This window comes from Janthinobacterium rivuli, from assembly GCF_029690045.1.
GTDB classification, from domain to species: Bacteria; Pseudomonadota; Gammaproteobacteria; order Burkholderiales; family Burkholderiaceae_D; genus Janthinobacterium; species Janthinobacterium rivuli.
In genome coordinates, this window is sequence record NZ_CP121464.1 from 3,447,292 (window position 1) to 3,471,749 (window position 24,458).

Genomic DNA, 24,458 nt, shown 5'->3' on the forward strand with positions numbered 1-24,458 from the left:
CCATGCGTGTCGGTATCTTGTCCTACCCGATGCTGTTCCAGCGCGACGGCGGCTTGCAGATCCAGGTACGCGAAACCATTGCCGCGTTGAACCGGCTACCCGTGCAGCCGGCGCGGCCCCTGGAAGTGCAGCTGGTCGACGCCAACCATGAGCGGCTGGCCGATTTCGACGTGCTGCACGTATTTTCGGCGAGCAACGGGACTTACCGCATCATGGAAATGGCCAGCGAGCAAGGCGTGCCCGTGGTGCTGTCGCCGCTGCTGTCGCCGGGCTGGGGCCGGGCCAGCGCCTGGCGCGCACGGCTGGCCGACCGGCTGGCGGGGCGCCTGACGGAGTGGATGGTGCAAACGAGCTATGCGCAAACCCGGCGCGCCTTGCAGCTGGCCGACGTGGTGATCGCCCTGGGCGAGGCCGAGCGCGACGCCATTGCGCAAGGTTTCGGCATGCCGGCCGACGCCATTCGCGTCTTGCCAAATGGAATCAACCCGCATTTCTTCACGGCCAATGGCGATCTGTTCCTGCGCGAAACGGGCATCGCCGGACCGTTCGTGCTGATGGTGGGCAGCATTTCGCCCTACAAGAACCAGCTGGGGCTGGCGCAGGCGCTGGCGGGTGCCGGCTTGCCCCTGGTGCTGATCGGCGCCGCGCCGCGCGAGCAGCAAGCGTATCTGCAACTGTTGCTGGACTTGCCGCACGTCAGCTGGCTGGGCGCGCTCGACCACGCCGATCCGCTGCTGGCCAGCGCCTACCATGCGGCGGCCGTGGCGGCTTTGCCCAGCCAGGGCGAGGTGTTTCCCTTGAGCGTGCTCGAAGCGCTGGCGGCCGGCACGCCCGTCGTCATGACGGCGCAAAGCGCGCTGGACTTGCCCGATTCCGCCTTCGCGCTGCGCAAGGTGCGCTGGGACGACGGCCCCGCGCAGCGCCAGGCCATCCTCGAACTGCTGGCGCTGCCCCCCGAACGCGCTCGCGTGCAAGCGCTGGTGGAGCGCTTTACGTGGGAGCGGGTGGCGGCCCAGATCGCCGATTGTTACTACCAGGCCCAGTCCTTGCCTGCCAGGAGGCAGCATGCTGTTTAATTCCTTCGCCTTCCTGTTCGGCTATCTGCCCATCGTGCTGGCCGGCTATTTTCTGCTGGACCGCTGGGCGTCTGCCGGGGGCGCCAAGGCCAGCTGGCGCCTGGCACCGGCCGCCTGGCTGGCGCTCGCCTCGTTATTCTTCTATGCCTGGTGGGACGTGCGCTACCTGCCGCTGTTGCTGGCCTCGATCTGCGTCAACTACGGCGCCGGGCGCCTGATCGGCTCCTGCGCGGGCGCGGCCCGCAAGCGTGCGCTGGTCGCGGCCCTGGCCTTGAACCTGGGGCTGCTCGCCTACTACAAATATGCGAATTTCTTTATCGACAGCGTCAATGCCGTGGCCGCCAGCAGCGGAGGTCTGCCGTGGGCTGGCCTCGACATCATCCTGCCGATCGGCATCTCTTTCTTTACCTTCACGCAGATCGCCTTCCTCGTCGATTGCTACCGGGGCGAGGTGCGCGAGTACCGTTTCATCCACTATGTGCTGTTCGTCAGTTATTTCCCCCACCTGATCGCCGGACCCGTGCTGCACCACCGCGACATGATGCCGCAGTTCGCCGACCCGGCCAACGCCCATCCGCGCGCTGCCAATTTCGCCATCGGCTTGTCGATCTTTACCATAGGCCTGGCAAAAAAGGTGCTGATCGCCGACAACCTGTCGCCGCTGGCCATCCCTGTTTTTGCGGCCGGCGCGCAGCCGACCCTGATTGAAGCGTGGATCGGCGTGCTGGCCTATACTTTCCAGCTGTATTTCGACTTTTCCGGCTATTCCGACATGGCCATCGGCCTGTCGCGCCTGTTCGGCGTGAAATTGCCGCTGAACTTCAATTCGCCGTACAAGGCGGCCAATATCGCGGACTTCTGGCGCCGCTGGCACATGACCTTGTCGCGTTTCCTGCGCGACTATTTATATATTCCGCTAGGCGGCAGCCGGCGCGGCGAGGCCATGCGCTACCGCAACCTGATGCTGACCATGCTGCTGGGCGGCCTGTGGCATGGCGCCGGCTGGACTTTTGTCATCTGGGGCGGCTTGCACGGCCTGTACCTGGTGCTGCAGCAGGCGTGGCAGCGCATGTTTGGCGCGGCAACGGCGCGCTGGTGGCCGAGCTTGCTGACTTTTCTTGCCGTCATGCTGGCCTGGATCTTTTTCCGCGCGCCTGACGTGGCCACGGCTTGGGACATCACGGGCGCGCTGGTGGGCGCGAACGGCGTGAGCTTGCCGCGCGGCCTGGCCAGTCACGCGGCCAGTCTGGCGCAGTGGGGCATGCATCCGGCGTTCGACGGCATCCGCTGGATCGAACTGGTGGGTCCGGGCTTGCCCGTGCTGCTGGGCGCCATGCTGCTGGCTTTCCGGGCGCCGAACACGCAAGAAATTTTCTTTCTCTACGAGCCTGCCATTGAAAGAATATTTCAACCGGCTGGGCGCTGGGCCTTCAGCTGGCGGCCCACGCCGCGCTGGAGCCTGGGCTTTGCCGCGCTGTTCATCGCCTGCATTTTCGGCATGAACCGGGTTACCGAATTTCTCTACTTTCAATTCTGACCATGGATACCATTGCCCGCCGCTACCTCGCCATCTTCCTTGCCTGCGCGCTGGCCGCGCTGGCCCTGGTCTCCGCCGTCAATTACCACGTCGATCCATACTTGCTGCACCAGTGGGACAGCCCGCTGCTGCAGCGATTGCGGCCGACGACCGAAAAGCTCAGCGTGTGGGGCAAGACGTACGCCGTGGCGCGCTACCGGCCCGCTGTCGTGTATATCGGCAATTCGCGTACGGAAATGGGTTTGCCGGCCAGTAGCATGCGTACCTTGTTCAATGGCAAGAGCGTCTTCAACAGCGCCGTCTCGGGCGCTTCGATCGGCGACGCCATCCGCCTGGCCGAACACGCGGCCCGGGTCAGCCATGTCGACACCCTCGTGTGGGGCATCGACGCGCCCTCGTTTTCCCTGGAACTGGGCTCGGCCGGCGTGGAGCCGGGCTTGACGGATGACGGCCCCGCGTTTTTCGCGCGGCGTGCCTTGCTCAACATCAAGCGCGGCCTGACGGTAGACATGACCCACGACAGCTGGCGCATCCTCAGCGGCACTTATGACGGCGTGTGCCTGTCCAGCCTGGCCCTGCACGGCCAGCGCGACGAGTCCTGCATCACCAGCCGCAACCACGGCTGGGCCGGCACGGCGCGCGCCTTCAAGCCGCGGCTGCAGGAGTTCGGCGATGGCCTGGGGCCGACGGCGCCCGCGCTGCAGGCCTTCGATGCGAGCGTCGGGAAGCTGTGCCGGGGCGGCACGCGTTTGCGCCTGTACATCAATCCCACGCACGCGCTCACGCTCGACGCCCTGTACTGGCGCGGCAAATGGGATGCCATGGAAGCATGGCAGCGCGACCTGGCGCAGATGGCCGGGCGCTACCGCAGCCAGGGGTGCGACGTGCGCGTGTATGATTTTTCCGGCTTCAACAGCATCACCAGCGAATCGATTCCGCAAGTGACAGGGGCGCGCGAGATGCGTTATTACTGGGAAGCGTCGCACTACCGCGACAATGTGGGCCGCTTCATCCTGGCGCGCCTGTTCGGCGGCCCGGTACCGCCGCCGGCGGACTTCGGCGCCGAGCTGACGGAAACCGGCATCGCGGCCCACCAGGCGGCCATGCGTGCCGCGCGCGAGCGCTACCACGCGCAGCACGCCGTGGAAACGGCATATCTGCGCCACGTGCTCACCTTGCCACGCGAACCCAAATAGGCGGCCAGGGAAGCCAGGCGTACACCGTGGGGCAGGGCGCTTGCGCTATGATGGTGTTTTGCCATCCAGCAAGTTCCAGGACGCCCCATGAAAATCGCCTTCTTTGCCAGCCAGCCCTACGACCGCCGTTTCTTCGATGAAGCCTTGCCGTTCCAGCCGGACTCCGCCGGCATCGAACTGGTCTACCACAGCGCCTTGCTGAGCCAGGAAACCGTGGTCCTGGCGCAAGGGGCCGACGCGGTCTGCGTCTTCGTCAACGACGTGCTCGACGCGACTGTGCTCGAATCGCTGCACGGTTACGGCGTGCGCGCCATCCTGCTGCGCTGCGCCGGCTACAACAACCTCGACCTGGAAGCGGCCCGGCGCCTGGGCCTGTTTGTCGCCCGCGTGCCCGCGTATTCGCCGGAAGCCGTGGCCGAATACACCTTGGCCCTCGTGCAGACCCTGAACCGCCACACGCACCGCGCCTACGCCCGCGTGCGCGAAGGCAATTTCTCGCTGGACGGCTTGCTGGGCGCCACCTTGCACGGAAAAACGGTTGGCATCGTCGGCACGGGCAAGATCGGCCTGGCAACGGCGCGCATCTTCAAAGGCTTTGGCTGCACGGTGCTGGGCCACGACCCGTATCCGGCGCCCGCGTTCGGGGAACTGGGCAGCATGGTGGAACTGCCGCGACTGCTGGCCGAGTCCGACATCGTCTCGCTGCATTGCCCCTTGATGGACAGCACGCGCCACATGATCAGCGAAGCAACCTTGCCGCTGATGAAGAAGGGCGCCATGCTGGTGAACACCTCGCGTGGCGGCCTGATCGACACGGGAGCTGTCATCGAGGCGCTCAAATCGCGCCAGCTCGGTTCCCTGGCCATCGACGTCTACGAGCAGGAAAGCAATTTGTTCTTCCAGGACCGTTCGTCCGACATTATCGACGACGACATCTTCCAGCGCTTGATGACCTTCCCGAACGTGCTGGTGACGGGCCACCAGGGCTTTTTCACCAGCGAAGCGCTGCGCGAGATCGCCGCCATCACGTATCACAACCTGGCGTGCTTCCGTGAAGGCAAGGCGTGTGAAAACAGCGTCTTAAGCAGCTGACGCCGGTTTTTTAGGCTTGGGCGGCGGCTTGGGTTTCGGCAGCGGCAAGGCGTCGGCCGTGCGCCGCGCCAGCTGGCTGAGCCAGTCGCGCTCGTCCCACAGCCCGCCATCGATGAGGAAATACGGCTTGGCTTGCGGATAGGGCGGCGCTTCCTGCAGAGTGCCTTGCGCACTGATCCAGGCGCGTCCCGCGTCCGTTGGCTTGATGAACAGCTGGTCGTCGGCGACGATGGCGAACATCTTGCCGTCGCAATACAAACCATATTCCCCAAACATTTTCTTTGCGCTGATGCTGCCCGCGCCCGCCATCTGGTCGAGCAAAAAATCCACCGTGCCTTGCTGTGATGCCATGTCGTCCTCCGTGTGAAGGAATAGTGTAGCGCACTGGCAAGGAGAGGCCGGTGCGGCTACACTACGGCCATTGATTTTTTCGCATGACTTCCCCCCATGACAACCGAGCATATTATTCACCGCGGCATCCGCATTACCACCCTGGCCGCCAGCGACGCCATCGAAACCCATTGCGCACCGGGCCACACAGCCATCCGCCAGCAGGCCGACGGCTGGTGGCTGTATTTTGTCGATGAAGATGGCAAGGTCGACGGCTACGACAGCCCGTTCGCCAGCCATGCCGAAGCGCTGTGGGCGGCCAAGGCCGCAGCCGAGTTCAGCGCACAATGAAGACCAGTCCCTGGGCTTTCCTGGGCTTGCCGCAAGCGCCCGTGCCGGAAGCGGAAAGCGCGGAATACGGCGCCTGCCGTGCCGAACTGCACGGCAAGCGCCTGGTCTTGCGCGTGGCGAAAACCACGCCGACAAAAACCGGCCAGTTCGTCACCATCTGGAAGCGCCCCCATCCCGACGCCGACATCGCCCCGCTGGACGAAGCGGACCCTTTTGACGTCGTCATCATCGCCGTCGGCGATGAGGTACAGCACGGCTTTTTCATTTTCCCGCGCAGCGTGCTGCTGGAACGGGGCGTGATGTCGCGCGCCGGCCAAGGCGGCAAACGGGCGCTGCGCGTGTATCCGCCCTGGTGCGTGCCGGAATCGGTCCAGGCTTTGCGCACGCAGCGCTGGCAGAGTGCCTGTTTTGTGGCGGCGGGAGATCAACGAAGGCTGGAACAACTGTTCGGGCAGTGATTGTCGGTGGTAGCACAAGTTCCGTAGTGCAGGTTCAAGCCGGTGGTGTAGTTGCAGGCGATAACTGGCTGCTGCACTTGAACCCCTCGGTTCTTTACGCTCCGGGCCCGCTGGCTCAGCTACAAGTTAGGTTGCGATATGGAGTATTCATTTTCACGCTTGATAATTGCGGCCAGTTTGGCTTGTTTAATCATGGGTGCGGCCGCTCTTCAACAGATGCGCCTTGGTCGCCCCATCGCTAAAGTAAAATACTTTCTGCTTAAATTGGCGGTGTTGGTCTGGCTGGTGAGTGGACGATTTGTCGGAACATTCTACAGTCATGGATTCGATGTGGCGTGGTACATTTTTGGTGCCGCCGTCAGTCTGGCCGGATGTATCGTTGCAGGCATTGCGGTGCTTGCCTGGGCGGTTTTCACAAGGCGCAAGCAGGACAGATAATAGACTGTATGAAGTGACGAATTTCGTTGCCGACCGATATTTGCTTCCCGCTGCGGATGCAATCGGTCACGCCAGCAAAGGCGGAACGCAACGCATCCGGGAATATGACCGCCCATGGCCGATATCTGACGGCCTGTCGCAATCCTGCATTGCGCCCGTACAAGGTAAGGTATCGTCAACTTTTCCTTCCTGGCATCCATCAACCACCATTGAAAGAAGCGTTCATGCGAGTTCATCCCCTGGCATTCATCGTGACCCTGTTGTTCGCAAGTAGTGCCCAGGCGGACGCATTGGACGACATCATCAACGCCGAAATGACGATGCGGCAAATCCCCGGCCTGTCGCTTGCCATCATCGAGAACGGCAAGATTGTCAGGGCGCAAGGGTACGGTGTCACGGAAAAGGGCGGCAAGACGCCGGTCAGCCCGCACACACTGTTCCAGGCCGGTTCGGTCAGCAAACCGGTGGCCGCGCTGGGGGCGTTGCACCTGGTCGAGCTAGGCAAGCTTGCGCTTGACGATGACGTCAACACCAGGCTGCGCACGTGGAAGCTGCCGGACAACGCCTTGTCGGCCGAAGAGAAGGTGACCCTGCGCAGGCTGCTCAGCCACAACGCGGGACTGAACGTGCACGGCTTTCCCGGCTATGCCAGCAATGCGCCAGTACCCAGCGTGGTCCAGGTGCTCGACGGCGAGAAGCCCGCGAATACCGCAGCCATTCGCGTTGACATCGTTCCAGGCAGCAAGGTGCGTTACTCGGGTGGCGGCTATACCGTCATGCAACAAATGGTGGCCGACGTGAGCGGCCAGGCGTTTCCCGACTACATGCGCGACGCCGTCCTCAATCCCTTGGGCATGAACGAGAGCTCCTATTTGCAACCGCCGCCAGCCGAGCGCGCGCGCCTGAATGCCAGCGGCCACCTTGCCGACCGCAGCCTGGTCGCGGGACGCTGGCATGTGTACCCTGAAATGGCGGCGGCCGGCTTATGGACCAACGCGTCGGACCTGGCGCGCTTCGCCATCGGGGTACAGCAGTCCCTGGCTGGCACGTCCAACCCCGTCATCTCGGCAGCCTTGGCCCGGCAGATGCTGAGTCCGCAAAAAGAGAACGCGGGCCTGGGCGTCTTCCTTCACGGCAGCGGCAGCGCGCAACGCTTCTCGCACGGTGGACGTGACGAAGGCTTCGATACCTTGCTGACGGCATTTTCCCGGACCGGCCAGGGGGCCGTGATCATGATTAACGCAAATGACAATTCCCGCATGATGGACCGCCTGACGGCCGCCATCGGCCGCGCTTATCACTGGCCAGAAGCCGACTATGACGTGTTGCTCAGGCAACCCGCCATCAACATCGATGCCAAGGAACTCATCCGCTACACGGGCCGCTACGAGTTGGCGAACAACACGATGGGAACCTTCGATATGCAGGGTGGCCAGCTACGTAGTATTTTCGATGGCTTGCCTGACGAAGTGTTCGTGCCTGTCGGCCCACACCGCTTCCATTCGACGTCGCGCAATTGCGAACTGGCGTTCGTCGTCGATGCGCAGGCAGAGGTGACAGGCGTCGTCGTGACGACCAAAGACAAAGCCAACACGGCGCCGCGCATCGGCCCGCTGCTGCACACATTGGCAGCACGCACCGACCCCAAGCCTGCGCGCACCCGGAATGTGCAGGCCTTGCTGTCCGACATTGGGCGTGGCGGCAGCGCCCTGGCCAATTCGGATTTTGCCACGCCCGGCATCAAGAACAATTTTGGCACACAGGCGATTGGCGAACTGGTCAATGTCAAGTCGCTGACTTTTTTGCACGAGCAAGCTGTTGCTGGCCGCGAGATCGAACGGCATGGCAGCAAGGTGGACAGCGTCCTTGCCTTCCACGTGAGCGGCATCAAGCCGGAGCGAAAATTGTTGGTTTACCTGACCGCGGACGGTTTGCTGACCGACTTCGATCTGGTGGACGACTGAACGCCCGGCGTGGCTAGCCTTCATTCTTTTGCGCGCCTGGATCCGCATTCACTGACAGGCCAGTACTTGTCAGGTGATCAATCTTGTAGAATTTTTTGTTCATTGGAAATAATAAATCAAACCAGAATCTCCATATTGAAAGAAAAACGATGCTGCCACTGACAATATCTGCACTTTCTTTTTTGTTGATGACATCCACATTCGTGACTGCCCAAGTTGGCGATCATTCACATGCGGAAAAGGAAGATGATTATTCCGCCAAGATCGACAACTTGGTCAAATCAACAAGTCCTAGAAGCTTTAATGGCGTCATTCTCATCACGAAGAATGGCAAGGAGAAATACGCAAAAGCCTTTGGTTATTCTGATGTTAAAAATAAAACACGGTTAAGGCTGGAAGATAATTTCCGAATCATGTCGAATAGCAAGCAAATTACGGCTGTGTTGATTTTGAGGGAAGTTGAAAAAGGCACGATAGACTTGCAAAGTCCCGTTAGAAGATATTTGCCCGATTTGCCGCAGGCCTGGGCCGACGAGGTGACGGTGCATCAACTGCTCAACTTTTCAGCAGGAATCACGGAAATCGACAAGCCACTCAGCTTCAAGCCCGGAACGGACTTTCTGTATGGCGTTACGACTTATTCAATGCTGAGCAATATTTTTGAAAAAGTCAGCGGAAAAGTCTATGTCGATGCAGCGCATGAGCTGTTCAGAGAGCTGGGGATGGTGAATAGTTTTTGCTATGAGGAAAACAAGAATAATAACGTCATCAATGGATATGTCAACACGAAAAATGTATTCGCACTGAAGGAACATCCTGTTCAGGGAAAAGACTGGACAGGCTTCATCCCGGCAGGAGGAATTGTTTCAAATGTGAAGGACTTAAATATCTGGGATGAGAAACTTCATAAGGGGAAGATTTTAAAAGCCGAAACCTATAAGCTGATGACGAATTATTCCATATCCAGTCAGCACGTGGCTTTCGGTGACGGAGAAATCGGTTATGGTTACGGTGTTTATGTGAGTGACAAGGATACGGTCAAGTATATAGGCCATTCCGGGAAGGGCTTGGGCTTTGCCTCGATCAAAGTCTATTTCCCTGAAAAAGATGTTGATGTCATTGTTTTGGAAAATCAGTTTAGCGAAGATAGTGGCGTTCATTACCATTTCGAAATAAAAGTAAGGGAAATAGTAATGAACAGCAGCCTTTTGAAATAGCTGAACCTCCGCGCATCATCCGTTTCGCAAGGTGCTGGCTGTGTTCCTGCAATCACGCTCGGCCGAAGAGTGTTGGTGAAGGCCATACGCTAACGCGAAGCTGTCTTGGCCGTTTTGACTTCCACCATGCTGCCAGCACTGTCACACGTTACAGCGGCGCATATGCCGGCGACAGTGGCAGGCTCGATTGCAGTGCCAATGCCAGTTCCGCGCCGTCATGCGCCAATGAGAGAATAAAAGTGGCATCGGCTTTATATTGCATGTTTTTCCTTGTTTTGCCTTGTAAGTTGGGTGCAATTAAAAATACAATACAAGAAAATTACCAAGGGGAAATATGGGTATTAAATATCGCGTCGATGAAGACCTCGTATTCCTGCAGTATTGCAAGGAAGAGGATTTGCGTATTTTGGCTGGCTATCTCACGCACGACAAAGATCAGTCGGCTCGCATGGCCAGCGAACTTCTTGCAGATGATAACTTCAAGAAGTTTGCTGGAAAGACGGACCAGTACCGGCAATGCTGGCAGTTGATTGCCGGCGAGCTTCAGCATTTCGGCGGCGACACTATCGTCAACCTGTTTCGTGGCGATGGCGTGTTGTACAAGGAGATTTTGTCGGACGTGTGCGATAACCAGAAAGTCAAAACGGAAAAAAACAGTTCCGCCTATGCGATGGAAAACAAGCTGCTGGAGAAATTCATCGGCGATGCCTGGGAAAAGCTCGGTGCGGAACAACGCGCTTCGCTGCTGAAGGAATTTGATATCGGCTACAACTCACGCGATGGGGAAGGATTGGCCTTGCTGAAAGCGGCCTTGTTGAGTGGCATCGGTTCCCTGCAAATATCTTCGCTGATTGCCAGATCCGCTGCAAGCATGTTCGCGGGACGGGCGCTTGGCGTCATTGCGACAGGTGGTCTGGGCAGAAGCCTGGCCATGTTTGCCGGTCCTGTCGGATTGGCCGTATCGGCCGCGCTCACCGTGCCCGCAATCAGCGGCGCCGCTTATCGGGTAACGATTCCTGCCGTCATTCAAATCGCTTATATGCGCCGAGAATGTGAAGCACGTGAATTTTTCTAAGGAAGTATAAATGCTGCAAGAAACAATATGGATCATCGACCAGGCAAAATTGAAGCCAGTGTTGATACAAGCGATGGCGGAAGGCAAGGCAGCCATACATGACGGCGTGGCATACTGGGCCGAGGGCAGCGGCGGGTCTGGCATCATCCAGCATCTTCCATTCAAGGAAAGTGCGGCCAAGAGCGTGGAAGAAGCGCTGAAAATGGCGCAGGCGACGACGGTGATCGCCGCAGCCGTGTCGACCGGCATTATTCTTGCCGCGATCGTGGTGCAGACAAAATATTTGGCAAAGAAACTGGATAAAATCCAGGCCGCTGTCGATGTCATTGCGCAAGATGTGCGGTCGCAACACATTGTATTTTACATGGGTAAGATCAGTGAATATGTAGGACTGGTAGAGGCAGCGCGAACCTTGTTGCAGGATCGTAGCCTGGCATCGGAAATACGTGAGCTTGCCATTCCGCTGTTGACCAGCATGGCGGCGAAACGCAATGAAATCCTGTCCTTTATCGATAATATTCTTGCCATGGCGAAGTCGTCCAAAGACGTGTCCCCAACGCATTTAACGTCGATCACCAATTTCGCCCAATTAATGCTCGACATGATGCCCGCGGGAATTCATATCGAATATCTGCTTTGCGCGCGTATTGGCAAACTGCGGCTTGCAGAACATATCCTGCTCGATGGTGCGGGGCGATTCAACGATGGTTTGCAAGTTTTCCGTCGGTTCATGAATGGTTTACATCAAGAAATGATACGCGGTGGTGCCGGAGCGCGCAGCGAGGTTTATCGCTCGCTTGAAGCAAATGCGAGGCAGCTTTTCCAATCCGAGCACGGGAAAATTCTGCTGTCGCTGCCTGCGGGCCGCGCTGCCAGCTAACTACGGGCTGCCTGCCTGCGTCACTGCGCTCACCACATAGCGGTATTTCCCCGACGCCTCCGCCGCGATCTCGTCGACCTCATCGATGGCGATGTCCACCTGCGCGCCCAGCCTGGCCTGGAAGCCGGTGACGATGGCTGTGCGCGTGGCGGCGTCCAGGCGCGGCAGGCAGACCAGCAGGACTCGCGTGCGCAGCAGGCTTTCCTGGATGATTTTAAAACTGCGCACCTGCGGCAGTTCGCGCACGATGTAGACGAGGGCCAGGCCGTGCATGGCGGTGCCATCGACGGCCGTGAGGAAATCCGTGCTGCGCCCTTCGATTTTCTGCAGCAGGGGTAGTCCGCGGCCGCAGGCGCACGGCTCGGTGCCCAGCGCGCCCACGTCGCCCGTGGCGTAGCGGATGAAGGGGTAGTCTTGCGTGGCCAGGTGGGTGACGACGATGTCGCCCGTGGCCCCTGGCGGCAGCGGCTGGCCCTGGCCGTCGACGATTTCCACGATGATGTCTTCGGCCGTGATGTGCATGCCGCCTTCCGGGCATTCGTGGGCGATGAAGCCCGCGTCGCGCCCGCCGTAGCCGTTGGCCACGGCGCAGCCGAAGGCAGCGGCGATTTGCGCGCGCTGCTCGTCGTACAGGCGTTCGGCCGTGACGAACGCCACTTTCACGCCCAGGCCGTCGAGCGGCAGGTCGCGCGCGCTGGCGTGGCTGGCGATGCGGCACAGGGCGGACGGGTAGCCGAACAGCATGCGCGGACGCCAGCTGCGCAATTGCCTGACATAACCATCGAGGCGGTCGGGCGACATGGCAAACGCGGGCAGCAAGGTCGTGCGCAGCAGCGCGTCGCGCACGCGGCGCACGCGGTCTTGCGCGTGCAGTTCGATGGGCGAGCCCCACAGCACGGCTTCGCGGTCGCCGATGTCGACGCCCCACCAGCGCGTGGCACGCCATTTGGCGGCGATGTCGTGGCTGACCCTGCGCCTACCAAGAAAAAATTGCAGCGGTTCGCCGCTGGATCCGCCCGTGGCGAACGGGCGCAAACCCACGGCGCGCGCCGACTTGAAACTGTCGCGCGCGCTGGCGATATCAACCTTCCTCAGCAGCGGCAGGCGCGACAAGTCGGCCAGTTGCCGCACCTGTTCCGGATCGAAACCGCTGCGGGCGAACAGGGCGCGGTAATACGGCACGTGTTCGCCCGCATGGCGCAGCAACGCGCGCAGGCGCGCTAGCTGCCATTCCTGCAGCTGCTCCGTGCTCCACCACTGCGAGCGTTCCAGCCGGCGCAGCAGGCGCGCGCTGTGGTGGCCTTTGATCCATTCATGCAGGGGAAACAGCCAGCGGGCGACGCAGCGCGTGTAGGCGCCAGGACGGGGCGCGGCGCGGATGCGGCGGTAGTGGGCGGCCAGCCTGGGCGCGATATCGGGCCAGCCAAAGGTGGCGGCGTGCGCCAGGCCCGCGTCGACCAGCGCCTGCGTGCGCGGCGGGTCGCGCAGCAGCGACAGGATGGCCTGCGCCATGGCGGCCGGATCGCCGGGCGGCACCAGCAGCGCCGTCACGCCGTCTTGCAGCAGGGCGGGGATGCCGCCCACGTTGGTGCTGACGACGGGCACGCCGCAGGCGAGCGCCTCGAGCACGGAATTGGGCATGTTGTCGGCCAGGCTGGGATTGAGGACGACGTCGCTGGCCTGGTACAGGGCGGGCATGGCGGCGTTGTCGACGGGGCCGGCGAAACGCACGGCGTCCAGAACGCCGAGCGACCTGGCCAGGCGCGCCAGCGCCGCGCGCTGCGGCCCGCCGCCGGCCAGCACCAGGCGCGCCGCAGGAAAAGCCTCGCGCACGATGGCGAAGGCGCGCACGGCGCTGGCATTGTCGTACAGCGCTTCCAGGTGGCGCGCCACGAGGATGCACGGGCCATCGGCCACTGGCGCGCGCGGCGCGGCGGATGTGGCGCGCGTAAAGCGCTGCAAGTCCAGCACGTTCGGCACGATATGCGCCGTATGGCCATATTGTTCGAAAACGCCGGCCAGGTAGGCCGACGGCACGACGATGGCGCTGGCGCGGCGCAGGCTGAACGCCACCAGGCGCGGCGCGCGGGCGAAAAAAACGGCCGCTTCGCCACCCCGGTAATTGAGCAGTGCCGGCTTGCCTTTCAGGCTGGCGATCCACAGCGCGGGCGCGGCCTGCAGATGCCAGGACCAGCCGGAATTGGCCATGATGTGGAACAGGTCGACGGTATTGGCCGTGCGCCACAGGCGCCACAGGTGCACGGGCAGGCGCAGCGCCGCGCGCAGGTAGCGGATGCGCGCCAGCCATGGCGGCAGATGCGGCCCGTTGACGGCCAGCAGCTGCACATGCGCGCCATCTTCGCGCAGCTTGCGCGCCAGTTGCGCCGTCTGATTCGCCATGCCGCCGGCCGGCGGCGGCAGCGGGCCGACCAGCGCGATGCGCAGGCCCGCGAAGATCATGGCGCGACTCCTGCCAGTTCCTCCGCCATGCGCGCCGTCGTCACGCGCGCATACACGGGCGCATAGCGGCCCACGCTGGCGCCCCAGCTGCGCTCCGTCTCGACGAAGGCGCGCGCCTGGCGCCGCAGCGCCGGCCAGCTGGCGGGTGCCAGCAGCAGCGACAAGATGGTCTGCGCCAGCGCCTCGGCGTCGCCGGCGCGAAACAGCATGCCCGTCTTGCCATGCTCGACCAGTTCGCGGTGGCCGCCCACGTCGGACGCCACCACGAGGCGGCCCTGCGCCATCGCCTCCAACGGTTTCAAGGGCGTTACCAGTTCCGTCAGGCGCATCGGCAGGCGCGGATACACGCAGATGTCGACCAGCTGATAATAGGCGGCCACCTGCGCATGCGGCACTCTGCCTGCGAAGACCACGGCGTGGTCTACACCCAGTTGCGCCGCCAGCGCCCACAGCGCCGCCTCTTGCGGACCGCCGCCGGCCAGCAGCAGCCGTAATGCCGGCTGCGCCGCCAGCAGGCGCGGCATGGCGCGCAGCAGCAGGGCCAGTCCCTCGTACGCATAAAACGAGCCGATGAAGCCGATGACCAGGTGTCCGTGCAAGCCCAGTTTGCGCGCCAGCCACAAGTCGTCGGGCGCCGTGACGCTGAAGGCCCCCGCATCGACGGCGTTTGGAATCACGGTGATTTTATGCGCGGGCACGCCGCGCGCGCACAGCTCGCGCCGCAAGCCGTCGCAGATGGTGGTGACGGCATCGGCGCGGCGCAGCGCGTAGGTTTCCAGCGCGCGCGTGAGCCGGTAGCGCAGGCCGCCGGGCCGGCTGCTGCCATGGTCGGCGGCCGCGTCTTCCCAGAAGGCGCGCACTTCATACACGACGGGAATGCCCAGCGCGCGGCCCGCGTTGAGGGCGGCGATGGCGTTCAGCGCCGGCGAATGCGCATGCAGGATGTCGGGTTTGATCCGTTGCGCCAGCCGGCGCAGGCGCACGGCCAGGCCGACGATGACGGCCACCTGCCGCAGCACGGGCAGGCGCGTCCACCAGCGCGCACTGGGCGCCGTGCGGTAGAAATGCCAGCCGTCGACCAGCTGCTGCGCGCCGTCGGCCGGCCCCTGCTTGGCACTGGTGAGCTGCGTCGTGTGCCAGCCCATCGCGCGCTGCTGCCGCAGGATGGCCAGGGTGCGAAACGTGTAGCCGCTGTGCAGGGGCAGCGAGTGGTCGAGGATGTGCAGGATGCGCATGGATTTACTCCACCGCCATGGCGGGCGCGGGCGCCGGCGTTTTTTGTGCGCCCGCCGGCAGCACCTGGCGCAAAAAGGCCTCGAACATCAGCAGCGACCATAACGGCGCGCTGTAGTCGCGCCGCCCGCTCGCATGCTGATCGAGCAGCAGGCGCACGTAGTCCATGTCGAACAGGCCGCACTGCGCCAGCGTGGGACCGAGCAGCCGCTGTTGCAGGCGCTGGCGCAGCGGGCCGCGCAGCCAGTCGGCCAGCGGCACGGAAAAGCCCATCTTCTGGCGGTACAGCAGGGTATCGGGCAGCAGCGGGCGCAGGGCTTTCTTCAGCAAATACTTGCCTACACCGCGCCGCAGCTTGAACTGCGGCGGCAGGCCCGACATCCACGCCACCAGTTCATGGTCGAGCAGGGGCGAGCGCACTTCCAGCGCATGCGCCATGCTGGCCCGGTCGACTTTCGTCAGGATATCGCCGGGCAGATAGGTTTTCAGGTCCAGGTACTGCACTTGCGACAGGGGATCTTGCGCGGGGCTGGCCAGCGCATGGCGGCGCAGCACCTCGACGGCGCGGTAGCCTTGCAGGCTGCGCCGCAGCTCGGGGCTGAACAGGCGCGCGCGCATGGCGTCGCCCAGCAGGCTGACGCCGTGAAAATACGCGTCCGTCGTGTCGCGCGCCAGGCCTTCGAAGGTGGTTTTGGCGCGCAGGAAGCGCGGCGCCCAGTCGGCCTTCGGGTACAGCCGCCCCAGGGTGCCGAACAGCGACTGGCGCAAGCCGGCCGGCAACAGCGGATCCATCGCCTTGCGGACCTTTTCTTCGCGCGTGTGCAGGCGGTAGCGCCGGTAGCCGGCCAGGCTTTCATCGCCGCCATCGCCCGACAGGGCCACCGTGACCCGCTGGCGCGCCAGCTGGCAGACTCTGTACGTGGGCATGGCGGAACTGTCGGCGAACGGTTCGTCGTACAGATTGGCCAGCAGGTCGATCAGTTCGAAGTCGTCCTGCTCCACCTGGCGCGCGTGGTGCGCCGTGCCGTAGCGGCGCGCCACCAGGTCGGCGTAGCGCGCTTCGTTCCAGGCCGGGTCGCCGAACGAGATGGAGCACGTGTTGACGGGCGTGGCGCTGGCCCCGGCCATCAGCGCCACGACGGCGCTTGAATCGACGCCGCCGGACAGGAATGCCCCGAGCGGCACTTCGGCCACCATGCGGATGCGCACGGCTTCGCGCAGGCGCGCCAGCAATTCGTCGGCCGCCTGCGCCTCGCTGGCGGGCGGATTCGGCGTGAACGGGATGTCCCAGTACGCTTGCGGCGCGGGCAGCGGCTGGCCGGCGCGTATCGACAGGGTATGCCCGGGCGGCAGCTTGCGCGCGTGCTGGAAAATGCTGCGCGGCTCGGGCACGTAGCCGTAGGCGAAATACTCTTCCACGGCCAGCGGGTCGAGCGCGCGCGGCATGGCCGGATGGGCGAGCAGGGCTTTGAGTTCGGAGCCGAACAGCAGGGTGCCGTCCTGCGCCTCGCCGTAATACAGGGGTTTGACGCCCAGGCGGTCGCGCGCCAGGAACAGCAGGTGGCGGCGGCGGTCCCACAGGGCGAAGGCGAACATGCCGCGCAGGCGCTGCACGCATTGCTCGCCCCACTGTTCCCAGGCGTGGACGATGACTTCCGTGTCGCTGCTGGTGCGGAATTGATGGCCGAACTGGCGCAGCTCCGCCATCAGGCTGCGATAGTTATAGATTTCGCCATTGAAGACGATGGCGATGCTGCGGTCGGCATTGAACAGCGGCTGCTGGCCGCTGGCCAGGTCGATCACGGACAGGCGCCGGTGCGCCAGGCCGAGGCCCGGCTCGCGGTGCAAGCCGCCTTCGTCCGGCCCACGGTGGCGCAGGCTGTGGTTCATGCGCGCCAGCAGCAGCACGTCGATGTCGCGCTGGCCCTGCAAATCAAAGATGCCGCTGATGCCGCACATGGGTGGCCTTTCAGGGAGTGGTGGACAGGGGAGACGGCTGGCGCGCGCCCGTCAGGCGGTCGTATACGGCCAGGTAGGCGCCGGCCATGGCGGGCAGGCTGTGCTCGGCCAGCACCTGGCGCCGCCCGCGCGCGCCGTGGCGTGGGCCCAGTTCGGGCATGCTGTAGTAGTCGAGCATGGCGTCGGCCAGCATCTCGGGAGAGCCGGGCGGCACCAGCGTGCCGCTCCAGCCCGACTGCACCAGTTCCGCGTTGCCGCCCACCTGCGTGGCAACGATGGGCAGACCCGTCGCCATCGCTTCGAGGATGGTGTTCGAGCTGCCTTCGGCCAGCGAGGGCAGCACGAACAGGTCCATCGCGCGCAGCAGTTGCGCCACGTCGTCGCGTGCGCCGGGCAGCCAGGCAAGGTGCGCCACGCCGGCTTGCTGCAGCAGGTCCAGGCAAGCCTGGCGGCACGGCCCGTCGCCGACGATGAGCAGGCGCAGGCGCGCGCGGGCGCCCGGCTGCGCCAGCAACAGCAAAAAGGCCTGCACCAGCGAGGCGTGATCCTTGACGGTCGCCATGCGGCCCACGCTGCCGATGACGAAGGCGCCGTTGCACAGGAAACCGGGCGGGCCCACGGCGGCCGGCGGCCCCAGGCGCGGGTGAAACTGCACGCTGTCGACGCCGTTGCCGATGTGCGACACCTGCGTGGGCGCCGCGCCGATGGCGTCCACCAGCCATAGCCCCAGGTCGGCGCTGACGGCGATGAAATGCTGCACCAGCGGCAGCATGCATTTGCGCAGCAGCCGGTATTTGCGGCGGGTGCCGTGCAAGTCGCTCATGTCGCGCCCGTGTTCGCCATGCACGCGCAGGCGCACGCCGGCCAGGCAGGCCAGCAGCTGCGCTTCAAGGCAGCCCAGGTTGCGCGTGTGCACGAGTGCCGGCTGCAAGCGTTTCAGCACGCGGTACAGGTGCAGATAGTGGCGCCAGTCCTTGCCTTCGCGCTTGTCCAGGCTGATGATGTCGACACCCGGGGTGGTCAGGCGCAGGCGAAACGCGGTGGCGTTCTTCATGCAGACGATGGCGTGGCGGTAGCGTTCCGGCGGCAAATGGTTGATCAGGTTGACCAGGCCGTTTTCCAGCCCGCCCACATCGAGCTGGTGGATCACGTGCACGATCAGCGGGGCCGTGCTGGCGCCCCCCGTGCCGCCGGTATCGAAGTCAAGGGCCATGCGGCAACTCCTGCAAGCGTTGTTCGATGACGGGCAGCGCCGCCCGCATAAAGGCTTGCAGCTGCGCGCGCGGCGGCGGCGCCAGCTCGTCGTAGGCGGCAAAGACGATGATGTCGGCGCCATCCTGGCGCCTGCCCAGCAGCTTGGCTTGCGCCAGCAGCAGTTTTACCAGCACGGGCCTGGCCGTGACGACGCCGCCCTGGCGATACACGCGCCACACCAGCAGGCGTTCGCCGCCGTGGGCCAGCACGCTTTCGCGCACCCCTATCTGGCCGCCGGACAGGTTGACGTGCCGCACGCCCTGCGCCAATGGCATCCAGCGCGCGCCGTAGGGCGAGGCCTGGTGCGTCAGCAGCTCGGCATCGCGCGCCTGGCGCGCATACCAGTGCAGTTGCAGTTGCACCGGCGCGCCGTCGCCATCCTGGCGCGCATACGTGGCGGCAAACCGCGCGGGCGTGCCCGCATACGGCGCTTGCCAGGCAGGTGGAGCGTCGTGCAGGCGATGCCAGGCGGGCGGATCGGGCAGTGCCAGCACGACGGCGGGTAGCTTGGGAGCATCATCGCGGTGGCTGGCCAGCGCCAATACCGGCCACACGGCCGCCAGCAGCAGGCAGGCGACGCTGGCGCGCACGACGGCGCGCGGGCTGGCCGCGGCGGCGCCCAGGCGTGCCGGCCGAGCCGGCGGCACGGCGCGCGCCGGCGGCAGTTCGCGCCAGCGCGCGGCCAGCCAGAACAGCAGCAACGCCACCAGGCCGAAGAACAGCCAGCCATAGATCAGGTGGTCGATGCCCACGGCCAGGCGCATGTCGCTCAGGTGGCCCAGCATCACGATCAGGTAGGCGCGCACGCCATTGGCGAGGATGGGCACGAGCAGGGCGGCGGCCATGACGGCCAGGCGCCGCCGCGCGCTGTGGAAGTTGACATGGGCGTACAGGGCGCCCAGGGCCAGCGCGGCGATCAGGTAGCGCAAGCCGCTGCACGCCTCCACCACCGACCAGTTGCCGGTGGGCAGAGAAAAATTGCTGCCATCGCGAAACACGGGCACGCCCGTCCATTGCAGCGCGGTAACGGTGAAGGCGGCCGTGAAGTCGATCAGCGGTTCCAGGAAGACTTCGCCAAACGGCACGGCGAGAAACAGATACGCGAGCGGAAAGGCCAGCAGGCGCACGGCCGGTGGGCCGAGGATGGCCAGCACGCAGGCGGGCAGCATGGCTGTGGCCGCATATTGTTCCACCACGGGCACGTTGGCGGCGTCGGCCAGCAGCCAGGCCAGGCCCAGTACGCCCAGCAGCAGCAAGCCCGGCCGGGACGGCTGGGGCGCCAGCGCGGCCAGGCGGGCGCGCTGGCGCCAGGCCAGCCAGCAACTGATGGGCACGATCAAGAAACCGTGCGCGAAGGTTTGCGAGCGGGACCATAGTTCCACCATCGACCAGAAGGTGGCGTGGTACAGCAGCACGATGGCGGCCAGGGCCAGCAGCAGGAGCAGCAGGGCTTGCTGCTGGCCCTGGGCGTGCCCGTGCCGCCAGACGGCCGCGTCCGGCAAGCGGGCCACCGGGTCGAGTTGCACGCTCATGTGGATGGCTCCCGCACGGGCAGCAAAGGCGCGCTGGCGCCGCTGGCAGCCGCATCGGTATCGGCATCCGTCTCGGCAGGCAGGCCCAGCATGGCGCCCAGGCCCCGCAGATTGCGTTCCCAGTTGTAATCCTGCAAGACCAGCTGGCGCGCCGCCGCGCCCATGGCCGCGCCGCTCCCTTCGGCTGCGCCGCCCTGGGCATGGCGCAGCACGCGCGCGGCATGGTGGATGAATTCGACGTCGTCGCGCGCCAGCAGCAGTTCCAGGCCTGGCTGAGCGGCGATGCCTTCGAGTGCCTGCGGCGTGGCCAGCACGACCTTGCCCATCGCCATCGCTTCAAGTACCTTGTTTTGCACGCCGCGGGCGATGCGCAGGGGCGCCACGACCAGCGCCGCACCGGCCAGGTAGGGCCGGATGTCGGGCACCTTGCCCGTCACCACCACGCCAGCTATCCTGGCCAGCGCCGTCACGGCGGGCACGGGCGCGCTGCCGACGATATAAAACTGTAACTGGGGAAACTGGCGCCGCAAGGCGGGCCAGACGTGGCGCACGAACCATTGCACGGCGTCGATGTTCGGCCAGTAATCCATGGCGCCCGTAAACACTAGTGCCTGCACGCCGGGCGGATAGACGGGGGGCTGGTCCGGCAGGGGCGTGAAATATGCCGTGTCGACGCCGTTATTGAAAAATCCCGTCTTGCGCCGCGCCATCGGGGCGCACTGGCGGAACAGGGCCGCTTCGGCCGGCGAGACGAAGCTGGCAGCCGTGAACTGCTGGGCGATATGGCGTTCGTACTGCAGCAGCATGTGCGCTTCGTGCCGGTACAGCTGCGACATAGGCCAGGGCTTGCTGTCGCCGTACTGGCGCCATTTGTCGGAATCGACGTCGACGAAATCGATCACGCGGTGCAGGGCGCGGCCCGCGCTGCCGTCGATGTATTGCGCCATGGGGCCGGAAAAGGCCAGCGCGTGGCGCACCTTGCCGCAGGACAGCAAGCCGTCGACCCATTGCAGCAGGCCATCATCGCGGTAGTACTGCACGCTCATGGCCTGGCGCGACAGCAGCGCCTGCATGGCGCGCCAGCGGGCCGCGCCGCGTCGCAAGCCGATGAAGCGCGTGCTGGCGCACAGGGCGGCCACGGTTTTTGCGTGCTGCCAGTCGTCGTCATCGTCGATGAAGCAGCCCAGGTGCACGCGGAAATGCCGGCTCAGGTATTGCAGCATGTGCCACGAGCGTATCTTGTCGCCCTTGTTGGGCGGATACGGCAGGCGGTGGGCAAGGAATAGCAGTTCACGCATGGTGGGTCCCGTCGCTTAGCCCAGCTGCCGCACGATGTGCGGCCCCAGCAGGTTGACCAGCGGCAGCGGCAGGCGGCGCCAGGCACGGATGAACAGCGCATATTTCGGATTCAGTGGGTTGACTTCCGGCAAGGCCTTGGCACGCACGAGCTGGTAGGCGTAGGGCAGCGGCTGCGGCGCAAAGCCCCAGTTCTTCTTGAAGTCGTATGCCCCCGTGCCCAGCTTGCTGCGGCCGAAATCGAACAGGCGGTAGCCGCGCGCGCAGGCGCGGCGCATCGCTTCCCAGTACATGAAGTCGTTGGCGCCCGTGCTGCGCGCCAGCACGCTGCCGCCGCCGTAATATGGCAATACTTCATCGCGGAAATAGAACAGCAGCACGCTCGCTTGCGCCTGCTGGCCGTGATAGACGGTGAGGATTTGGCAGGCGTCGCCAAACACCGAACGCAGCAGGGCAAAATGGCGGCGCGCGAAGACGGGCGTGCCCAGCCGGTGCACGCTGGCCGCGTAGATCGGGTAGAAACGGTTGAGGTCATAGTCGATGGCGCTGTGCAGGCCGCCCGTGATGGCCTTGCGCACGACGGCGCGCTGCTTGCGGGGAATGGCCAGCAGGTTCTGCTCGGCATCGGGCAGCAAGGACCGGCGGAAGGTGGCGTACAGGGGTTTGTGCAGCCAGGAAGGGTCTGCACTTTCTGGCACTTCGCGCCAGCGGTATTCCAGGTGCCCCACGCCGAGGCGCCGCGCCAGCGCCAGTGCCGCGCCATCGAGGGCCAGTCGCACGGCCGCGCTGCCGCCGGCGATGCCGCCGTACACGCAAAAGGGCAGCGAGACGAGGGCGGAGCCGAACAGGCGGCTGCGCAGATGGGCCAGCGGCAGCACACCGGCGATGCGCCCGTCCTGTTCCGCGTACAAAAAATAGCTGTCGTGCTTGAAACCTTGCTCCATGATGGTTTGCCAGCCGGCGCGGTGAAAGAAGGTCGCTTCCGGGCAGGTGTCGACAAAGGCATCCCAGCGCGCATGCTCGTGCCCCTGCAGCGACCGCACGGCGATGGCGGCGCGGGACTGTAGCGGGTCGGGAGCAAGGCTGGCCTCGTGCATCATGTGCTTTCCAGAAAGATACGGTCCATGCGGTCCCAGGAGAAATCGCGGGTCAGGCGCCCCAGCCGCGCTTCCATGCGCCCCAGGTTCACATAGTGGCGAAAGCGCGTTTTCGCGCTCAGGCCCGTCGGGCGCGGCTGGCCGGGATCGAGTTCCCAAGGATGAAAATAGAATATGCCAGCTTGCCCGTCGCGCGAATTGATGCGTCGCAAAAGCCAGCGCGACAGTGCATACGGCATCAATCTGAAATAACCGCCGCCGCCGGCCGGCAGGTTGCGCCCGCGCAAGCGTACTGTGCTGACGGGCAATTCCAGCATGCCGTGCGCCCCCCGTGGCCGCCAGGCGAAGCGGGGGGAATCCGGCATGCCGTAGTGGTCGTGGCGGATCGGATAGATGCTGGAACTGTAGCGGTAGCCCGCCTCCTGCAGCACGTCGAAAGCCCACAGGTTGGCCGCGCCGATGGAAAAGCTGGGCGCCCGGTAGCCGTGCACGGCCAGCCCCGTCAATTGTTCCAGGATGGTCTTGCTGCGGCGCACATCGTCGGCGAACTGCGCGGCCGACTGGTCGCAGGCGCGCAGGTGCGCATAGCCGTGGCTGGCCACTTCGTGCCCGGCGGCCGCCACGCGGCGCAGCATGGCCGGATAGCGCTCGGCGATCCAGCCCAGGGTAAAAAAGGTGGCGTGGATGCGCCGGCTGTCGAGCAGCAGCAGGATGCGCTCAATGTTCGCCTCGACCCGGCACTCCAGGCGGGGCCAGTCGGCGCGCGCGATGTGCGGCGCGAAAGCGGACACCTGGAAGTAATCTTCCACGTCGATGGTGAGCGCGTTGCGCAGTATCAGCGGCGGCGTCATGGCGGCCCCCGGCGCGCCGCCAGCCAGGGTGCGATGACGGCGGCGATGCGCGTGGCCGCGTGGCCATCCCACAGGGGCGGAAGGCGGCCCCGCTTGCCGCCCGTATCCAGGATGCCTCGCGCCAGCGCGAGAATGGTTGCCGGCTGCGTGCCGGCCAGGGTATTCGTACCGTCGCTGACGGTGACGGGACGCTCCGTATTGGCGCGCAAGGTCAAACAAGGCACGCCGAGGGCCGTGCTTTCTTCCTGGATGCCGCCCGAATCCGTCAGCACCAGGCGCGCCTTTTGCATCAGGCCCAGCATTTCCAGGTAGCCCAGCGGCGGCAGGCGGACGATGGCATGCCGCGCCAGCAGCGGTTCCAGGCCCGACAGACGCAGGCCGGCCAGGGTGCGCGGGTGGATGGGAAACAGCAGCGGCAGTTGCTGCGACAATTCTCCCAGCGTCCCCAGCAGCGCTTCCAGCTGCGCCGGGTCGTCCACGTTCGACGGCCGGTGCAAGGTCAACAGTCCATACGCGGGCGGACAGGCGTGGCCGTGGGCGCGCAGGGTGGCGGCGGGCGTTATCGCGCGCGGCAGTTGCTGCCGCAGGCTGTCGATCATGACGTTGCCCGTAAAATGGATGCGTTCGGGCGCGATGCCTTCGCGCAGCAGCTTGGCGCGCGCGCCTTCCTCGCTGGTCAGCAGCAGGCTGGACAACTGGTCGGTGAGCACGCGGTTGATTTCCTCGGGCATGTGCCGGTCGCCGCTGCGCAAGCCCGCCTCGACGTGGATCACGGGAATGTCACGCTTGGCCGCCACCAGCGCGCAAGCCAGCGTGGAATTGACGTCGCCCACCACCAGCACGGCATCGGGCGCCAGCGGCGGCTGCGCGTCGAGCACGGCGTCGAAGCGGCGCATGATCTCGGCCGTCTGCTGCGCATGGTTGCCGGAGCCGACATCGAGGCAGATGTCGGGCGGGCGCAGGTCCAGGTCCATAAACAGCTGGCCATTCATGGCGGTGTCGTAGTGCTGGCCCGTATGCAGCAAGGTCACGCGCACGGTGGGCGCCTGGCGGGCCAGGGCGGCCAGGATGGGCGCCATCTTCATCAGGTTGGGGCGCGCGGCCACCACGCACAGCAGGTGCGCCGGCGCGGCGGACGCAAGAGTAGGGTCGGACATTGCGG

At 64.6% G+C, this 24,458-nt stretch carries 21 protein-coding genes; 11 read left to right on the forward strand and 10 right to left on the reverse strand.

What is annotated here, in order from left to right; all coding sequences use genetic code 11:
- Positions 1 to 2: 2 nt before the first annotated feature.
- The 4 genes from P9875_RS15555 (at position 3) to P9875_RS15570 (ending at position 4,901) form a co-directional block, all read left to right on the forward strand.
- The gene (locus P9875_RS15555) at positions 3 to 1,076 is read left to right on the forward strand and encodes a glycosyltransferase family 4 protein (RefSeq protein ID WP_278315830.1); all 1,074 of its coding nucleotides are present in this window, start codon (positions 3 to 5) and stop codon (positions 1,074 to 1,076) included.
- Complete coding sequence (locus P9875_RS15560) at positions 1,066 to 2,613, forward strand: MBOAT family O-acyltransferase (protein ID WP_278315831.1); 1,548 nt, start codon at positions 1,066 to 1,068, stop codon at positions 2,611 to 2,613. The genes P9875_RS15555 and P9875_RS15560 overlap by 11 nt, the downstream gene beginning before the upstream one ends.
- 2 nt (positions 2,614 to 2,615) lie before the next feature.
- Positions 2,616 to 3,809 (forward strand): hypothetical protein, encoded by a 1,194-nt coding sequence (locus P9875_RS15565; protein ID WP_278315832.1) that lies wholly within the window; start codon positions 2,616 to 2,618, stop codon positions 3,807 to 3,809.
- Between the two features lie 87 nt (positions 3,810 to 3,896).
- Positions 3,897 to 4,901: a 2-hydroxyacid dehydrogenase gene (locus P9875_RS15570; protein ID WP_278315833.1), complete on the forward strand. Its 1,005-nt coding sequence runs from the start codon at positions 3,897 to 3,899 to the stop codon at positions 4,899 to 4,901.
- On the opposite strand, the gene P9875_RS15575 is transcribed toward P9875_RS15570, so the two are convergent.
- Entirely contained in the window at positions 4,890 to 5,252 is a 363-nt protein-coding gene (locus tag P9875_RS15575) for a TfoX/Sxy family protein (protein ID WP_278315834.1), read from the reverse strand. The genes P9875_RS15570 and P9875_RS15575 overlap by 12 nt on opposite strands.
- Positions 5,253 to 5,348: 96 nt before the next feature.
- Between P9875_RS15575 and P9875_RS15580 the strand changes: the two genes are divergently transcribed.
- The 7 genes from P9875_RS15580 to P9875_RS15610 all read left to right on the forward strand — a co-directional run bounded on the left by P9875_RS15580 (position 5,349) and on the right by P9875_RS15610 (position 11,614).
- Positions 5,349 to 5,582 (forward strand): hypothetical protein, encoded by a 234-nt coding sequence (locus P9875_RS15580; RefSeq protein ID WP_278315835.1) that lies wholly within the window; start codon positions 5,349 to 5,351, stop codon positions 5,580 to 5,582.
- A complete protein-coding gene (locus tag P9875_RS15585) occupies positions 5,579 to 6,040 on the forward strand; it encodes a MepB family protein (protein ID WP_278315836.1) in 462 nt (153 codons plus the stop codon). The genes P9875_RS15580 and P9875_RS15585 overlap by 4 nt, the downstream gene beginning before the upstream one ends.
- A gap of 138 nt (positions 6,041 to 6,178) precedes the next feature.
- A complete protein-coding gene (locus P9875_RS15590) occupies positions 6,179 to 6,478 on the forward strand; it encodes a hypothetical protein (protein WP_278315837.1) in 300 nt (99 codons plus the stop codon).
- Between the two features lie 26 nt (positions 6,479 to 6,504).
- Positions 6,505 to 8,442 (forward strand): serine hydrolase, encoded by a 1,938-nt coding sequence (locus P9875_RS15595; RefSeq protein WP_278315838.1) that lies wholly within the window; start codon positions 6,505 to 6,507, stop codon positions 8,440 to 8,442.
- A gap of 149 nt (positions 8,443 to 8,591) precedes the next feature.
- Positions 8,592 to 9,659 carry a serine hydrolase domain-containing protein gene (locus P9875_RS15600; RefSeq protein ID WP_278315839.1) on the forward strand — a complete coding sequence of 356 codons (1,068 nt, stop codon included), beginning with the start codon at positions 8,592 to 8,594 and terminating at the stop codon, positions 9,657 to 9,659.
- Positions 9,660 to 9,993: 334 nt separating this feature from the next.
- Positions 9,994 to 10,734, forward strand: a complete 741-nt coding sequence (locus P9875_RS15605; protein WP_278315840.1) for a DUF3944 domain-containing protein — start codon at positions 9,994 to 9,996, stop codon at positions 10,732 to 10,734.
- 10 nt (positions 10,735 to 10,744) lie between these two features.
- Complete coding sequence (locus tag P9875_RS15610; protein WP_278315841.1) at positions 10,745 to 11,614, forward strand: hypothetical protein; 870 nt, start codon at positions 10,745 to 10,747, stop codon at positions 11,612 to 11,614.
- On the opposite strand, the gene P9875_RS15615 is transcribed toward P9875_RS15610, so the two are convergent.
- Genes P9875_RS15615 through wecB form a run of 9 tightly spaced genes read right to left on the reverse strand, consistent with a single transcriptional unit; the run spans position 11,615 to position 24,453 of the window.
- Positions 11,615 to 14,074 carry a glycosyltransferase gene (locus P9875_RS15615; protein ID WP_278315842.1) on the reverse strand — a complete coding sequence of 820 codons (2,460 nt, stop codon included), beginning with the start codon at positions 14,072 to 14,074 and terminating at the stop codon, positions 11,615 to 11,617. It abuts the gene before it with no gap.
- Positions 14,071 to 15,309 (reverse strand): TIGR04063 family PEP-CTERM/XrtA system glycosyltransferase, encoded by a 1,239-nt coding sequence (locus P9875_RS15620; RefSeq protein WP_278315843.1) that lies wholly within the window; start codon positions 15,307 to 15,309, stop codon positions 14,071 to 14,073. Before P9875_RS15620 ends, P9875_RS15615 begins: the two co-directional genes overlap by 4 nt.
- Positions 15,310 to 15,313: 4 nt before the next feature.
- The gene (locus P9875_RS15625; protein WP_278315844.1) at positions 15,314 to 17,266 is read right to left on the reverse strand and encodes an XrtA/PEP-CTERM system amidotransferase; all 1,953 of its coding nucleotides are present in this window, start codon (positions 17,264 to 17,266) and stop codon (positions 15,314 to 15,316) included.
- 10 nt (positions 17,267 to 17,276) lie between these two features.
- Positions 17,277 to 18,479, reverse strand: coding sequence for a TIGR03088 family PEP-CTERM/XrtA system glycosyltransferase (locus P9875_RS15630; RefSeq protein ID WP_278315845.1), 1,203 nt, complete (start codon positions 18,477 to 18,479; stop codon positions 17,277 to 17,279).
- Positions 18,469 to 20,052, reverse strand: a complete 1,584-nt coding sequence (gene xrtA, locus P9875_RS15635) for an exosortase A (protein WP_278315846.1) — start codon at positions 20,050 to 20,052, stop codon at positions 18,469 to 18,471. Before xrtA ends, P9875_RS15630 begins: the two co-directional genes overlap by 11 nt.
- Positions 20,049 to 21,350, reverse strand: a complete 1,302-nt coding sequence (locus P9875_RS15640; protein ID WP_278315847.1) for a TIGR03087 family PEP-CTERM/XrtA system glycosyltransferase — start codon at positions 21,348 to 21,350, stop codon at positions 20,049 to 20,051. Before P9875_RS15640 ends, xrtA begins: the two co-directional genes overlap by 4 nt.
- A gap of 15 nt (positions 21,351 to 21,365) precedes the next feature.
- Positions 21,366 to 22,445 (reverse strand): FemAB family XrtA/PEP-CTERM system-associated protein, encoded by a 1,080-nt coding sequence (locus P9875_RS15645; RefSeq protein WP_423221853.1) that lies wholly within the window; start codon positions 22,443 to 22,445, stop codon positions 21,366 to 21,368.
- Complete coding sequence (locus P9875_RS15650) at positions 22,445 to 23,296, reverse strand: XrtA system polysaccharide deacetylase (protein ID WP_278315849.1); 852 nt, start codon at positions 23,294 to 23,296, stop codon at positions 22,445 to 22,447. The genes P9875_RS15645 and P9875_RS15650 overlap by 1 nt, the downstream gene beginning before the upstream one ends.
- Entirely contained in the window at positions 23,293 to 24,453 is a 1,161-nt protein-coding gene (wecB, locus tag P9875_RS15655) for a non-hydrolyzing UDP-N-acetylglucosamine 2-epimerase (protein WP_278315850.1), read from the reverse strand. Before wecB ends, P9875_RS15650 begins: the two co-directional genes overlap by 4 nt.
- Between the last annotated feature and the right edge of the window lie 5 nt (positions 24,454 to 24,458).